Here is a 15,460-nt window from a genome sequence, read left to right as displayed (position 1 = left end):
TCAACCGCTCCTTACCACTTTTACCTGCGGTCCATTCTGGATAGCAGAATGGATACGTTTCAGGGTTGCCAGCTGGTCATTCTGCACACTGTCTTCCCCGCTCATGTTGATCAGCTTTGCCAACGTCTCGAGCCCCTCTTTGGTCTTCAGGTTGCCAGAACCGCTGACCGATTGGCCCGCCTTTGCCACAGCCCCGCCAGGAGCCAGGGCAGCAGAAGCGGCAGCAGCTGCCGTTGCGGCTTTCTCCTGTCTGGTCTCCCTCTCCTGGGCGGCCTGCTGATTGGTCTGCTGCAGCAACTGCCGTAATTCAGCCTGTGTCTGGGCCATCGCATCAGCAGCTTTTTTTTGCGACTGCTCGAGCTTTCTCTCCCGTTCGCTCTGTCTCTGCTGGGACAGATCACTGATTGAGCCCCGGGTGCCCTGTCGGGACTGTTCAATCTGGCTACGTCGGTCTCGCGCTGCCTGCGCCCGATTGGCGATACTGTTACTGGTTGCCTGGTCGATCTCTTCCGAAGACATCCCGACGCCGGTTGCCTGTTTGGCTTCAAAGCGAAATTGACCACTTTCGGGTAATATGCTTTTCAGAGATGGGTGAATCAGCTTGACGTAATCCATGATCCCATCGATACCGTCGATGATTCGACCGCCCACCTGCGACCAGATTTTCTGAATCCGGTTCATGACAGTGTCCCAGGCGTCCCCGAAAAACTGAGTCATTCCCGTCCAGGTTGTCTGCAGCCCCGCCCAGGCATCGGTGAAGTAACTGGACGCCTGGTCGATCGTGCCATACCAAAGGTTCAGAAAGTAGGTTTTCCAGTCGCTGACCTTTGAGTTAATTGCGTTCATGCCAGTCAGATAGACCAGCTCCAGCGTTTTCCAGAGAATGTTCCCAGCGCGTTCAAAGTCTCCGGACAACATGGCATCCTTAATGCCTGTAAAGACTTCACCGGCGATGTCGCCCAGCCCGCTGAACTGCTCCTTCAGGTAGGAAACCATTTTCCCACCGATGCCAGAGTAATAGAGCAGAGCGGCAGCCCCGCCCAGCACAGCAGCGGTGATAAGTACAAAGGGAGAGGTCAGGATACCTAACACCGTACCTGCTGCACTGAGCATGGTTGTAAATCCACCGATGGCGAGGCTGGCGAGGGTGGCAGACAACCCTACAGCCAGAAACGCACCACCGGCGGTGATCAGACCGGAAGCCACCAGGGCAACCGTTCCGACAATTCCTTTATTCGCGGCGATCCACTTTGTTGCCCCGGATGTCAGCTTGGAAAGGACAGAAAGGATATCCCTGAGTGGTGTCTCCATGTCTTCGACGATGGCGATGGCGGCCCCCTCCACCGCAGACATGAACATTCGCCAGGAACCGCCCAGATTGTCATCCATGATCTTTGCCATGGCAGCAGCAGCACCGGCGGCATTCTGCATCTTGCCGCGCATCTCTTCCACGCCGATATTCAGCTTGGAGAGGACCAGGGCTGATTTCGCACTCCGTTCCCCGAACATGTCCATGTACAACGCCAGGCGTTTATCCTGACTCATGTTCTGGGTGGCTCTCCCCAGATCCTGCATTACGTCCATCAGCGGACGCATATTCCCGGCGGCGTCCGCGGTATCGACACCCAATTTCTTAAAGGCATCTTTGTCTGATGCCATTTTGGACAGGATGTTTTTCAGGTCCGTTCCAGCGGTGCTGGCCTTGATCGCATTATTGCCCAGAAGTCCGATAGCAGCGGAAGTCTCTTCAATGCTCTGACCGGCAGCATTGGCAACAGGGGCGACATACTTAAACGTCTCCCCCATCATTTCTACGTTGGTGTTCGCACTAGTGGCGGTCTTCGCGATCACATCGGCTACGCGGCCAATATCACCGGCGGCGATGTCAAACGCACTACCGACATCGGAAGCGATGTCCGCAGCCATCCCCAGTTCAAGCGCACCGGCCCGCGCCAGGTTCAGCACCTCAGGAATACCGGCGATGATCTCTTTCGTATCAAAGCCCGCCATCCCGAGGTATTTCATCCCCTCGGCTACCTGACTGGCAGAGAAAGAAGTCGAGCTCCCCAGGTCTTTGGCAACCTGGTTAAGTGCTTCAAAATCTGACTCAGTGGCATTCGTAACAGCGCGGACCGCAGACATCTGGTCTGCGAAACTGGCATAGATGGGAATAGCTGCCACCACCGGGGCCATCAGGGCCATCCCGGAGACGGCCAGCCCCATTCCCATTTTCCGACTGAAAGCCCCGAACGACTTCAACTGCTCCCGGGCATTCTTCAGACCTTTGCGCAAGGCAGAGTCTTTCGTGAAGATTTCCACGAAAGCCTTTCCTGCTCTGATTGCCCCTGCGCTAGCCATAAACTGCCCCGAACACCCTATCCATATCTGCGATCACTTCTTGCCCCGTTGGTGGCTGCAGTCGACGCGGCTTGCCTTTGAAATCTGATTCTTTGAACCATTTGTTCTTAGGCTTCCAGGGGGCGATGTTGTAAATGGCGGCCATCACTGATCTCAGCTGATAACCGCTATGCTCGCTGTGTCCTTCATTCATCCACAGGAATTCACGCAGGGAATATGGCCGGGGGTCAATTCCGGTTTTCCCCGCTATGCGGAAGATTTCTGACCAAAGATTTGCTCCCTGATGCGTTGCTCCAGTTCCGGGCTGTCGATCATTTCCGCTGACTGCTTTAGAAGTCCCTCCCGGTTCTCTTCCTGGATCACCATGGTTTTGTCGAGGATCTTCCTCATCTGCTCCCTGAGGGACTTCGGGAAAAAATCAATCACCGCTTCCATCAATGCCAGGTAGGCAGCCTCGATGGTATCCTGGTCCAGAGCCTCGAACAGATCGTCCTGCGTTTTCCCTGGATTGGCAGGTTTGGCCAGAATGTAGATGATCTGTCCCAGCTTGAACCGGTCGTCATCCAGGCTGGCCACATATTTAAAGCCCTGTTCTGGTGTCTTCAGTTCCGAAAGCAGATCGATTTCTAATTCCTGTTTGAGCCTCAGCGCTGTACCCAGGTTGATGGAAATGGTCCAGGTTTCTCCCTTTGTGTCAGTAAAACTTGACATCCTGAATTTCTCCTGTGTGTTGTGGTGAATGAGTAACGAGCCACATCAGCAGCGGGCTATTTCGAGCCCGCTGCCTTTGGTGCCTCCTGTGGTTTTTGCTGTGGTTGTGGCACTTGCTCAGCCTGATCCGGCGGGTTGTATTCCTCCGGCTTTTTCGGCTGAATGGCAGTCGCCTTGAATGGAACGCGTTTTCCATCCTTCCACACAAACTGCTCTTTTGTCTCTCCGATTTTCATTGGTTTCCCTCGCTAAAAATCAAGTGAATTCCCCAGTGGGGAACGATTGACATCTTTCATAAAGTGACTTATGCCCCGGAAATCACAACGCGTGCCGGGTCATCGGTCGCGTCAGAAGATGGCTTCAGAGTCACATCGAAAGACATGTCCTCTTCCAGCGACTGGGTTTCCGGGAAACTGGTGACTTTCGCGTCATACTGCCAGCCCTCGCTACCATTGGTGGCGATGTCGCCCGACATCACAGCCACACCAATGTCGGTTTTGTTGAGATGGGCATCCCGCAGCATTTCGAAACCAGGATCGCCCGCCCGATAGGTCAGAGTGAACGTGGTTTCCAGGACACCTTGTCCGAGGGTGGTGCGTTCGTATTTGTGCTTCCGGATTTTTCGCTGTGATTCATTCCAGCTGTGCGGAACCTGCACGTCGCCCACGTCTTCATATTTAGTCCAGGTGCCCTGACCAGCGCCAGCCGGATCAAGGTACAGACAACATTCCAAACCGATAGTCATGGATCAAACTCCTATTTTGTCTTTCCAATAATCATCAAGCTGAGGCGCGGCATCAGCGAGAGACGGTCTCGCCAGTGGCCTTGCTTCGATGTTTTTCCCGTTCGACACTCCGCCGTATTCGAGTACGTCCGCAATTCCCGATTTCGCCCGTTCTGGACCAATGACCGTATTGCTGTCTTTGGTCACAGCAAAAAACACCAGGTACTTCAATGGCGAGTCTTTGTGAGTTAATCGGGGTGGCTCACCAGGATCGGAAGGTTTCTTCGGGCGCTTCGGCTTGGGGAGCCCCTTCCGTTTTGCGATCTCCTTCCGGATCTCGAGAATTTCTTTCTCTTTATCAGTCAATTCACTGATGTACTTCATGCGGGCTACTTTGAGCTTCCGCTTGATGATTTTTCGAACCAGACCACCGGCCCAATAAGCGAAGCGGCGGCGGACTCTCTCCGACTTCTTCAGAACCTTATCGCTCTGAAAAATGGAGTTCGTCACCTTGTAGCCTGCTATTGGTTCGTTCATTGAAGTGTCCTGTATTCGCACCGGATTGTGCTGACCAGCAGCCTGGTCTTTTTCAGTGCGTCATAACTGTAAGTGGTGGTCAGCGTGTTGCGTTTCCAGCTGGCCCCGGCCTGTTTCCTACGGTCGAGGAAATCCCGGATGTTCCGCGGTTCCCGCTGCAGTTCCTTAATCTGATCCGAGGTGAGCGAAGCGATGGCCGGTTGAATCACTGCCAGGTCGACTGTAAATGTGACATCGTTAGACCTGCGATTCTCAACAGTGGATTCCTCATCCCGCGGCATGATGTGGACTTTCAACGCAGTTACGTTTTCCAGTGCCTCATCCAGGACGTAATCCACGGTTGTGGGCAGATCCTCGTTGTAATTGACCAACAGGTCAGCCAGGATCGCGGCGGCGATGTCGTCAACAGTCATGATTCATTCACCAGTTTCGTATGAGCTCGGATTCTCGATTTCGTATGATGTTCGGTGTATCGCCAGTGCTTTTCCTCGCCCTCCATCGGCAGCACTTTGTAGGTAAACGTTTTTGTTCCGATCGTGTGTTTGATCAGATCCCCGACTTCCGGGAGAGTGACAGAACCACCCAGAATCAGATCAGCGGTATCAAACACCCAGTCAGCCCGGATGATGGTGACAGTCACACCATCGACTTCCTGATAGTCCTGGTCTGTCTGTCCAATCGATGCAGCAATGTCGACGAACTGGGCGTCGCGGTAGTACCTGACAGATTCCGACGTGTGAGCCTTTGCCTGGTCAGCTACCCACTGCGCCGCCCATTTCATCATGTTTGCCATTACGTCTGATGTGCCCAGGTGCCTGAGTAACCCAGGGGAGACCAGACTCCCGCCACCATACATTTCAGCCGGACGGTCTCGCCGACCGCATTCGCTTCGATGTACTCTCCCGCAGAACCAGCAACCCCGGTAGAGGGGAGACCGATCACATCAGTACCGGCAGCCTTCGGTCGCAGCATCTGGGCAGCTCCGACATAGAAGTCAAACTCCAGACCAGGCACGGCAGCCGGCAAGGTAGCGACAACAGCACCGGCAGCACCGACTGACGAAATCGTCTTACCGGAATCGGCGGCCGTCAGCGTTGTGTCTTCGGTAATGGTTTTGGTGCCACCACTTGTGAGAGAGGGAATCAGTTCCACTTTGCAAGTCGTATCTGCTGATTCCTGATCTCCCACAAACTTACCGTATGGTGTCGCTCCAGCGGCTGACATCTGCCATCCGGACCCATCATTCAGGCGGTAAGCGAGTTCGCCATCAACAGTCGCAGCGCCAGCCACCTTGGTGACCTTCCAGACGCCTTCCGTGTCGATCGATCCTCTCTGGTTTGCTGCCAGATCGGAGGGGACAAACCCGAACCGCTTTCCCACGAGCACCTCGGTGCCGGCAGGAGTTGCTTCAGAGGGCGTGTATTTAACATAGCGCCCCTCTGTTGAGTAACTTCCCATGATATTTACCTCAAAACAAGAATTGAAAAATCTGATCTATATAGTTATCCGGACAGAGTCCGGTCTGATTTTCAGGCGAGATTATTCGCCGTCATTACGTTCAGCTGCCTTCGGATCCACGAACGCAACGCCGAAGTCCCAGAAGCTGCGCCATCCCATCCCCAGGGTGCTGAAATCACTCTGACCACCTTCAACAGTCGGACGTCGCTTACCCTGCAAGTAGGCAATCTGGATCGCTGGAGCGCTGTCCGGGTTTCCAAACAGAAACCATTTCTTAGAGCTGGCGTTGGGGATCGTCGCATTACTCAACCAGGATGTGGGAACGGGCTCGAATTTACCGGCATGCGGGTTATCAACCGTTTTCGGTTTATTTGCAGTAGTCGTTTCGTTGACCTTGGTCTCTTTATAAATAGACTCTGCGGTCACCTTCAGGGCGTTAGGACATAACAGAATTTCTGGTGTAATTCCGATTGGCAGACCGTTTGAATCAGTCTGATCCAGGAATAACGCTTCGGCTGCGGTTAGTGCCTCAATGCTGAGTGCAGAACCAGCCCCTGTCAGAAGGTTGTCATTATCGGTGTGAAAGAAGTTCCCTGCATTCCCCAGCAGGAGCGTGTAAACGGCCCGCTGGAGTGCGTTGGAACCACCGCGGCCAAAGATCCAGACAAGAGACTTAAACACCCCCAGATCATCATTGATCATGTCTTCTCGGGTCAGCGTGATCATTCTTGCCTTGGTTTCGAGCTTATTGGTGTAAGTCTCTTCCGACATACTGCCATGCTCGATTTCACCATTTTTTCCCAGGGCAACCAGTTCACCATCTGCAGTCACGCGATGTCTGGTATGGACCTTGAAGTCCATGTGGTCAGTCTGATTGCAGAACTTTTCAACCACACTGAGTACGGAGTTGTACGCTTTGAGCAGATGCTTGTTGGCCAGGTTCCCCAAAACGCCAGAGAGAGACAGTGTCGAAGTACCAGCCGCCCGGATCATCATGTCAGCTTTCAGAGCAGCCTCAATCATCCCATCTGTCACACGTCCATTACCGGCGTGACCACCGCTGGCTTCGATCACTTCCACCATCAGTGAACGCAGGCTGACATCACGCAAGACATCAACAGCGGCATTCATTGTCCGCTCGTCAAACTGCTCGCCAGCTTCGTTCTCCGTAAGGAAACCGTTATTCATTGCCAGTGCAGCTTCAATCACGAGTCCCTGTGCGGGAGCATCGGCGGCACCAGATTTACGCGGTTTCGGACGCGATGCCCGTAACATGGTGATTTCAGTTTTCTCCAGAGACCAGTTATCTTTGATCGCCTGGGCGGCAATATCAGCATGCCCTTCACAGAGTTCGTTGATTCCAGAGATTCGCTCCATTTCAGCGACCGAACTAGCGCGGATGCTTTCCAGATATTCTTCAGTCTTTGCCTTCAGCAAAACAGCGGGATCTGCATCATCATCGTCTGAGGATTTCTTTTTATCTGTGTCCGTTTTCAATGCTTTCTGAGCATCATCAAACGTGGCCTGCAGATCTTTCAGCTGACCATCAGACAAATCATGATCCTCACCAAATGTGGCCAGAATCCATTTTTCAAACTCATTCATTTGAGAAACTCCTTTGGATTTAGCGGCCGATGCCGCAAGTCTTACTTCTGTGTCATCATCCGAACCGAGGGTCACGAATGAGAGCTCCTTTAATTGCGACTGGCGTGCAACAAGCACGGGTCCGCTAAACGTCTGCCCGTTGACGGTGACCGTCCGCCCCTTGGGAACCATCTCCACTTTCAGTGCTTTGGCACCAATGGAGACCTGCCAGGGGAAACCTTTTTTGCTGGCGTCAACAACTTCTTTTGAATCAGCGTTGTCGACCGAGATCACTCCGGATGCTTCCAGAGTTCGATAGTTGTTCCGAATCTCAGTAGTGTGTCCGATGTTTCGTTCTGTCTGGTGTTCCCGCAGCACAGGACGCGATTTGGCTGTGACCTGTAACCCCTTCAGGTCAACCACAACTGGATACTTGATTCCAGCCAGCATGAGTTTCCCACCGCCATAACATTTCATCTCAAATGTCGGTGACTTTGCCGGGTCTTCTGTCGGATTGATAACAGGCCGATCATCCTCAGCAGCTTCGATATAGAAGTCTTTCAGTGAAGCTGCTACAGACGCCCGAATCTGAAACTCACTCTTCCTGGTCTGAATCTTCTTCATCATCCGATTCTTCCGTCGTTTCAGCTTCTGTTGACGCTTTACCATGATCCATCACCCCTTCAGTGTTGATTTTGTTGTCGCGTATAAACGCCTGCTCTTCCGCAACCTGTGTCAGCTCGACACGCCAGTCTTTATTTTCTTTGGCGTATTCGGCCTTGTAGGTTGTGGTTTTGTTTTCCAGTTTCGTCTTCTGGGCATTGGCTGCTTTTTGTGGATCAACGTGTTCGGTTCCGTCCCAGTTCCAGCCATAATCTTCCAGGTAATCAAGGGATTGATACGTAGCGAAGAATGTGGTGATGTCGTTCCGAAGTTCCGCATCTTGAACCGTGTCAGACCAGTAGGGATCTTCACCCCAGGCCATGGACGCTTCGATCATCCATTCTTCCAGCACCGGATCCATCACCGACTCTTCCACTCGGTTGATCTCGATTCGAAGAGATTTGTAATACGTTTGATGGTCCATTCGGCCAGACGCATAGTTGTAATCAGACGAATTACTGGCAGCGATGTTGAACGGCATGTTGATACAACGGGCAATCTCATTGATGATTGCATCCTTGAAGATGCCATAATTTGTGACTGGCTGTTCTGGTTTGAATTGCCGCATGTCGTAGCCTTCAGGCAAGAACAGCAGCATATTCCGTTCGATGTCGATAATATCCATCGGTTCGACATCTTCATCGGGATTCACGTTGGGGCCAGTGCTTGTCGCGACCCCAGAGAGATCGGCAGCAGTCTCTGCAGCTGAAACGACCGCCAGTGTGTACCGTCTCAAGTGGGCAAACAGCGGTAATGATGTAGCGATTTCACAGACACCACGCTTCTGACCAGAGCGTTCTTCATCAAACAGATGAACGATGTAACGGGCAGGAATCGACTCATAATCCAGTGTGCTGGTGACTGCAGACCGACTGAGTACATTGTCTTTGACAACGTCATACCGAACCGGATTGTCGTATTCGTCGAAGTGGATCCCGTCGACCGAGTCTTTTTCGTTCAAGTTGTAATTGTAGTCTGGAGAAGTAACCTGCTCGGCACCCAGGGGGCTGAGTGCCAACTTCACCGCATGCTTCACCCCAGGGTTGGTGACCAGCATTCCGAAACCTTCACCGTCAATGACTTTTGACATCTTGATGGTGTGAAGCTTCCTGGCCAGCTTGACGCGTCGACTCCATTTGTGGAACTCTTTTTCCAGCCAGGCATCAACCTTTAAATTCCCTGTCCGGATCTGCAAACGAGGACCGGTTCCGATCGTATCATTCGCATAGGTACGGACGATGCCCTTTGCGTAAGAATTCGCCTCCAGCACTTCATAGCGTGCGCGGTTTCTCAATGTCCGCCGCACATTAGGGTTTGTCGCCTCATGTACGCTCAAACCATCTGCGTTCACCCAGTGCTTTTGATTGTGAACCGTGGTTTCGGCGGCATCGTACCTGGCATTTACTGCGATCGCGTTATTGCGCAGACGTCTCCTGGGTCGCTGCGTAGGCGAGCTGATCGGATTCCCGTGATGATCAACTATTGCAGATGTGACCAATTACTGAGCCCCTGGATGCCGAAGCTGAACGAAAGCCAGCCCCCGGGTTTTACCCTTGGCAGCTTTCTTTGATTCCAAATACTTATCCGCTTCAATCTGCTCTTTGAGTGAATGCTGAGTGAATGTCTGACCGTCAACAGTCCCGCTTTTGGGTTGCTGTGCTGACTGTTCAATCTGCTCTGACAAATCTGCCATTGATTCACTCCAAAGAACGATCCAATAAAAAAACCAGACTAGGGCGAGCCAATGAAAAAAGGCCACGCGGGGATTGCGGCCCCGCATGGCCTTGACTATCAGCTGGTCTCACTCACGATGATCAGTCGTGAGTGTCGCCCGTTGTCCGGTTGTTGGTCTTATTATTAATTCCTGACAGTTCTGAACAATACAGGTTTCAGGAAAAATTTAACTTTAAAATGAGAAACGGCCATATATGACCCTCACTCTGGAATTGACTCAGTCGTGTAGTATTTTCGACCGCAATGCTGACAAATTCTTGTACGCCTGACCTTCTTCATGACCCTGCGTGTTTTATAAATTTCACTCCGACAACAGCCACAATCTGGGCAGGGAATTCCATGCTCATTTTCTTTGAGAGTCTGTTCACATTCCACGCTTCGCCCTCCTTTCCCGCTGTCGTTCAGACATCGATTTCCCGGAGCGTTCCTTTTTCTTTTTACCACTTGAAACAGGAGTCATTCCTTTCAAGACCGCCCCCTGCTCCGAAGCCCCTACAGCGCATCCGATAACACAGTCCCATAAGTGGTTGTCAAATAATCCGACCTGCAGACTCCAATGAGTCCGGGTGACTCCCTGTGATTCGTAGGTAACCTCAGAGCCATATTCTGCAGTCAACTGCTCGAGCAGCATCCTGTGTCTCGAAAATGCATTCTTCTCCTGATAGATGGTCAGGGCACCTGAATCGTTCTTTTCCACACTGAACCGGTTAGCAACAAATGTTTTCCACCAGTCTGAATCAAAGACCATGGATCTGATCGATCGTTTGTTGGGATTGATCCTCCAGTGATCCCCGCGTTTTTCGCCAGGCTTCGGACGCTTACTGGGATCGTTCAGTTCGTTGGCCTTGATGCCGATCCCCTTGCTGGGGAGCAGTAGCGAAGAGTGATCCGAACGCCGGCAGAATTCATGGACTACCCGCTGCTCCCATCCTTCATCGATCATCAGCCGGCTGACACGATGGATACCGCCGATTTCAGATTTCCATTCCCGTTGTACGATTTCGTTGGTCAGATTCTCCAGTCCATTCAGCAGGGCAGCCTCAAGACCTGTCCCCGGTTTTTTCATCAGCATAGTAATGCGGGCTGAGTCCAGCGTGACATACCTGGTCTTCTGGTCTGGCCAGACACCGTAATCGATTACCGCTCCGGTGAAATCATCTTTCCAGGCACAAACGACATACCACAGGACTTTTTTACTGACATCAATAAATGCGGTGATGTGCGAAGTGTCAGCAGGAACCACATAGCGTTTCAGCCCGATCATCCGGTGTCCCAGTTCATCTGGATCCAGCTTGGTGACACTCTGGTCCTGACCGTCACGAGGATCATTCTGGAACTCAGCATAGAACGCGTCCTCATCTTTGAGGAAATTATTCATCGCGTTTTGAATGGCTGAGATTTCACCTTCCAGTTCGTCGAAGCGTTCCGGCCAGGTAGACTCCGCCCCCTGGTCCATTTCTTCACGATTCTGACGATAGAACTCGGTCGCCTCTTTTCCGTCCCCGCCATTCATCAGGCTTTCCACCTGGATCTCGCGATACTCTTCCCAGAGGTGCATATTTTCAGGGAACGATTCCAGCATCCGTGTTACTTCGCCGCGGAACTCAGGATGTTTCTCGCGATCGAGCAGGCGGCATGCCAGGTCGCCTTCCTTAATCTTGGTACAGGGAATCACGATTCCTGTTTTCTTACCCGGTCCAGCCAGGTAGGTGACATCAGCGGTGATAATGTCCTCACGGTCTTTGCTCTGAGTGAGAGACTTAGCAGACTCGCGCGTTTGCGGATCGTCCAGCAGGGCGAGTGTGGGGCGGATGATTGAACCGTCCGGCCGTTCAAACTGGCGACCACGGATTTCCCCTTCAATACCAGTTACATCGATAATTGAGCATCGCGCCTTAGCATAGGGGACATCAATGTCAGGCAGGACGATCTGAGACTTGCCCCACTCAATCATAGTGGGGTCGCCTTTGAACTTCTGGCCTGTAGAGCGTCTGGCCTCGCCTTTGATATGCCGGATCGGAACACAGATTTCTGGGAAGTCCTCCCAGAGCAATTGATTGAACCGGAGTGTGGATTTCAGGTTCTTGATTAAACGGTCACCAGATTTCTGCGATGCACCGATCAGAACAGCATATTCCGTCCATCCATTGATAATCGCCCAGAGAACACCCCAACGGGCAAGTGTCGTTTTACCGGTTCCGCGGGGCATGGCGAAAGCGAAACCCAGACGATGGAAGACAGCCGATTCAATCCGGTCGATCGCCTTAATGTGGTTCGGTGACCACTTCAGATTGAAAGCTTTGCCACCGTAAGTCTCGCATGTATAAGCCAGGCTCTTTGATGTGCGTTCCCGTCGCTCGGGCTCCAGCGGGCCAGCATCAAGGATTTCACCGAACTGAGAATAGACATCCTGAGAATGGGCACGTTGAGCTGCCTGGAACTTTCGGACCCGTTCGGCTTCCCGGTCCGCATAACTGACATTCTGTGAGACCATCTAACAACCATTCGATCTGCCACACGTGCGTAAGTAAAGATACCTCAAATACCGGTAGTTCCCGCCGCTATGAATATTCATTTTCACCTTCAGGAAGGACCCGCGGCACCGCCTATAGACGCTCCATCCAGCGATACCAGGCGGCTCCAGCGGCAAAGCTACATAGTGACGCAATCAGCGTAAGTGGTATGAATTGCACGCACTGATCGAACCATGACAGGCTGTCACCGGGAATATCTACACGGTCACCAGGTTCCAGTGTTACCTTTCTCGCTGACTTAATATCCGACTTGCAGCAAATGAACGGTTTTTCTGAGATTTCAGGGCACAGCAGCTCGAAATAGCCCGGGTTCATTCTGACCTTGTCAATAACCGTTGCTTCCAGTTCATCGCCCCATGGCGTTATATAGACCACCTGGTATTCATCGGGATTACTATCGACGACATCATCAATCCTGCAGACTTCACCGGTTTCACCACCACCGCACGCGTCCAGGTCATCATCCGCTGTCCACACTGGATTGTCTTTCATCTCGGCAATCTGATCCGCTTCCGCCTTTGCTCTGGTGGTCACTCCCTTTTTTAGGTCGAACACGCGTAATTGGCTGGGGTCGAATTCGTCTTTATCATCGACCAGACAGCAAGCGCACTTACCATACCTACAAACAGCTACTGCCTGATCGGATCTGATAAACCAAACACCAAGACATTTAGGACATTTAATCTGCTGTTCATTTAAGTTTTGTTCCATCAACTCACCTACTAAAAAACAACCGGACAACTGAAACAACTCAGGCCTTCTTGGCCAGCTCATCCTTCTTGCGACGATTCCAGAGAAACGTTGCAATCCCGCCGATCAGAGTCATGGCCAGAGCGGGCGGAGTCGTTCCACCCATTGCAGATCCAATGAAACCGGAAGCAGCTGTTTTCACGCCATCCTTAGCAAGGTTCGCCAGCTTCTCTTTCAGACTTAGGCTTTCTGTCTGGGCATCCGCTGCAGCGTCCTTTGCCGCTTTGACTTCCGCTGCCAATGCCTCAGCCTGTTTCTTCTGCTCTTCCAGAGCGGCTGCATGCTTCTCGATGAACGCAGTCTTCTCTGCTTCCACTGCTTCAATCTGACCTTTGAATCCTGCGATAATTGATTTCTGCTCGTCGGTCGCATTGATCAGAGCTTTCTGTTCGTCGGTCAGTTTCGCCTGAACTTCCAGGGCAAAGGATTTGATTTCCGATTTCATCAGTCCTGTTAAATCGCCCATGCGGTCAGTGATCGTCTGATTGATCGCAAGCTGAGACCGCTGGTCAATCATGTCATTCAACAGTTGCCGTTGGGCTGGACTGAAATCCTGATGCGGGTTCGCCCGGTTATCATTACGAGCCCCACCGACTGGACCGAAATACCCGATCCCGATACCCTGAGCAGCCTTCACCGTTTTGGCTCCCTTACATTTCGCCAGCAACTCTTCAGCAGTACGGAAGCCCTGAAGAACAGCCTGTCGTCTCTCATTGCGGTAAACGATAAATGCCGGCGTCCCGGTGATCCCGTCCTGCTTCGCACGTTCCCAGGTGTAATCCTTGTCCATGTCGTAAATACGGACCTTCAGATTTTTGGCTTTCATCAGGGCTGGTAGTTGCTCTGTTTTGAACTTCTCACAGGGTGGACAGTCAGACTGGACGAAGATGTCAATGTGATATGTGTCGTAGTCCACTGGTGTGCTGGGCGGCTTATTCGCCGTAATCGCCCCGGTGTAGGCTTCCCCGGGGTTCTGCCCATAGTGCTTCTCGAAAGCAGCCTCCCAGCTGCCTGTTTTGAAGTAGGTATCCAGGAACGAAACGTATTCAGGACAGCCTTTCAAATCCAGCAGATATTCGGCCAGGACAAAAGCCTGACCGTAGAACACAAAGACCTTCCGACCATCCGCGGGATACTCAGTCGCTGACAGCAGATTTGAAAGCGGGATATGCTCCTGCGTTCCCACCACCTGGAGCCCTGCATCACGATACTGTTTCTGCTCAGCTTCAGACTCGGTATAGGTCGCTGCCCCTTCATCCGCCCATCTGGGGAGTGCGCGTCTGTATCGACAAGCAAAAATCGTGTGCAATACCTCATGCGGGACAACGGAATCCAATAGACGATCCGGAGTGCCGTAGATGTCCATTTTCCAGCCTGTGACCTCTCCCCTGTCGAAGGTGAAGCTGGTTGCACCACCAGAAGAGATTTGACCGAATTTCACGTGGACTGGGCAAGGTAAATACCATTTCGGCAATTCAGTTCCCAGCCATTCCTGGGCATGCTGCTTCCGGAAGTGTTCGGCGGTATCGCCGATCTGTTGTGCCAGGTCAGAGTCAGAGCAGTAAACGGTAAAATTCGGAGTACGATACTCAGCAGCCTGCAGAGCGGTCGCACACAGCAACAACGGAATTAACAGAATGAATCGTTTCATTTTTCCCTCACAGTTTCCAGGTTTCGTTCGCACGCGCCCACATAGCCAGCGACAGCGTGATCAATGATTTTGTATGTGCCCCATTTCCAGGGCCTTTTGATTAGAATTGGCAGACGTTCAAGCATGACCTGACAGAGCGGGGCATTGCGGATCAACTGCTGTTTATAGGTCGAAAAGTAGAACCGTTGTCCGCAATGCCGAAAGCCCCAATGAAGTGGGGGAATCATCGGAACGCCATCAAGACCGTTGACATGCCGGAAGTGTTTCCCGTCGAATGCATCGTCAACGAATCTCGCGAACCGGCCGTTGCCGATCCGCGGTTCCCCGAATGTGTAAATACCTGCGATATCGAAGCCCAGCTCATTCAGATAGCAGGCTTCGATCACAGCTGCTGCTGCCCCCAGAGAATGCCCCGTCAGAATGACTGGTTTATCCATCCGCGGAACCCACTGCAGCAACTGCTGAATGACCTCCCATTGAGCCAACATCACATAGTCATGAAAGCCCCTATGCACTCGCCCGAAGTCGGTTTCGGTTTTCCGGAATTTCAGGTCAGTGAAAAAGTCCTCATCAGAGGTGCCCCGAAAAATGACATAGACAGCCTCAGCTGCATTGATCAGCCAGACCTGAGTTCCGAACCGAGAAATAAACGCCTGGTTGCTATCAGCCAGGACGTGCTGGTCAGGTTCCAGATAGACCTTTGCTGAGTATTCTGCGCAAGTCAGAGCGAGTGCGGGAGAGTAGGCCATGCTGCAC

General features: G+C 52.3%; 16 protein-coding genes. All 16 read right to left on the bottom strand.

Annotated elements, in window-relative coordinates:
* Entirely contained in the window at positions 1-2,319 is a 2,319-nt protein-coding gene (locus RID21_RS09810; protein ID WP_350188455.1) for a phage tail tape measure protein, read from the bottom strand.
* Between the two features lie 31 nt (positions 2,320-2,350).
* Complete coding sequence (locus RID21_RS09805; protein ID WP_350188454.1) at positions 2,351-2,551, bottom strand: hypothetical protein; 201 nt, start codon at positions 2,549-2,551, stop codon at positions 2,351-2,353.
* A gap of 53 nt (positions 2,552-2,604) precedes the next feature.
* Positions 2,605-3,069 carry a hypothetical protein gene (locus tag RID21_RS09800; protein WP_350188453.1) on the bottom strand — a complete coding sequence of 155 codons (465 nt, stop codon included), beginning with the start codon at positions 3,067-3,069 and terminating at the stop codon, positions 2,605-2,607.
* A 56-nt stretch (positions 3,070-3,125) separates the two neighbouring features.
* Positions 3,126-3,305: a hypothetical protein gene (locus RID21_RS09795; protein WP_350188452.1), complete on the bottom strand. Its 180-nt coding sequence runs from the start codon at positions 3,303-3,305 to the stop codon at positions 3,126-3,128.
* Positions 3,306-3,373: 68 nt separating this feature from the next.
* Positions 3,374-3,814, bottom strand: coding sequence for a hypothetical protein (locus RID21_RS09790; protein WP_350188451.1), 441 nt, complete (start codon positions 3,812-3,814; stop codon positions 3,374-3,376).
* A 3-nt stretch (positions 3,815-3,817) separates the two neighbouring features.
* Positions 3,818-4,330, bottom strand: a complete 513-nt coding sequence (locus RID21_RS09785; protein ID WP_350188450.1) for a hypothetical protein — start codon at positions 4,328-4,330, stop codon at positions 3,818-3,820.
* Positions 4,327-4,743, bottom strand: coding sequence for a hypothetical protein (locus tag RID21_RS09780; RefSeq protein ID WP_350188449.1), 417 nt, complete (start codon positions 4,741-4,743; stop codon positions 4,327-4,329). The genes RID21_RS09785 and RID21_RS09780 overlap by 4 nt, the downstream gene beginning before the upstream one ends.
* A complete protein-coding gene (locus RID21_RS09775; RefSeq protein ID WP_350188448.1) occupies positions 4,740-5,123 on the bottom strand; it encodes a hypothetical protein in 384 nt (127 codons plus the stop codon). The genes RID21_RS09780 and RID21_RS09775 overlap by 4 nt, the downstream gene beginning before the upstream one ends.
* Positions 5,123-5,788, bottom strand: coding sequence for a DUF2190 family protein (locus RID21_RS09770; protein ID WP_350188447.1), 666 nt, complete (start codon positions 5,786-5,788; stop codon positions 5,123-5,125). The genes RID21_RS09775 and RID21_RS09770 overlap by 1 nt, the downstream gene beginning before the upstream one ends.
* Before the next feature lie 81 nt (positions 5,789-5,869).
* A complete protein-coding gene (locus tag RID21_RS09765) occupies positions 5,870-8,041 on the bottom strand; it encodes a phage major capsid protein (protein ID WP_350188446.1) in 2,172 nt (723 codons plus the stop codon).
* A complete protein-coding gene (locus RID21_RS09760; protein WP_350188445.1) occupies positions 7,968-9,386 on the bottom strand; it encodes a phage portal protein in 1,419 nt (472 codons plus the stop codon). The genes RID21_RS09765 and RID21_RS09760 overlap by 74 nt, the downstream gene beginning before the upstream one ends.
* A 147-nt stretch (positions 9,387-9,533) precedes the next feature.
* The gene (locus RID21_RS09755) at positions 9,534-9,728 is read right to left on the bottom strand and encodes a hypothetical protein (RefSeq protein ID WP_350188444.1); all 195 of its coding nucleotides are present in this window, start codon (positions 9,726-9,728) and stop codon (positions 9,534-9,536) included.
* Between the two features lie 405 nt (positions 9,729-10,133).
* Positions 10,134-12,263: a terminase gpA endonuclease subunit gene (locus RID21_RS09750; protein WP_350188443.1), complete on the bottom strand. Its 2,130-nt coding sequence runs from the start codon at positions 12,261-12,263 to the stop codon at positions 10,134-10,136.
* Positions 12,264-12,375: 112 nt separating this feature from the next.
* Entirely contained in the window at positions 12,376-13,014 is a 639-nt protein-coding gene (locus RID21_RS09745; RefSeq protein WP_350188442.1) for a hypothetical protein, read from the bottom strand.
* Positions 13,015-13,054: 40 nt separating this feature from the next.
* On the bottom strand, positions 13,055-14,704 hold the full coding sequence (locus RID21_RS09740) for a thioredoxin domain-containing protein (RefSeq protein ID WP_350188441.1): 1,650 nt from the start codon (positions 14,702-14,704) through the stop codon (positions 13,055-13,057).
* Complete coding sequence (locus tag RID21_RS09735) at positions 14,701-15,453, bottom strand: lipase family protein (protein WP_350188440.1); 753 nt, start codon at positions 15,451-15,453, stop codon at positions 14,701-14,703. The genes RID21_RS09740 and RID21_RS09735 overlap by 4 nt, the downstream gene beginning before the upstream one ends.
* Positions 15,454-15,460: the final 7 nt, after the last annotated feature.

Source organism: Gimesia sp., from assembly GCF_040219335.1.
GTDB lineage: Bacteria > Planctomycetota > Planctomycetia > Planctomycetales > Planctomycetaceae > Gimesia.
Note: the sequence above shows the minus strand (reverse complement) of the source record. Positions and strands in the feature narration are given on the sequence as shown.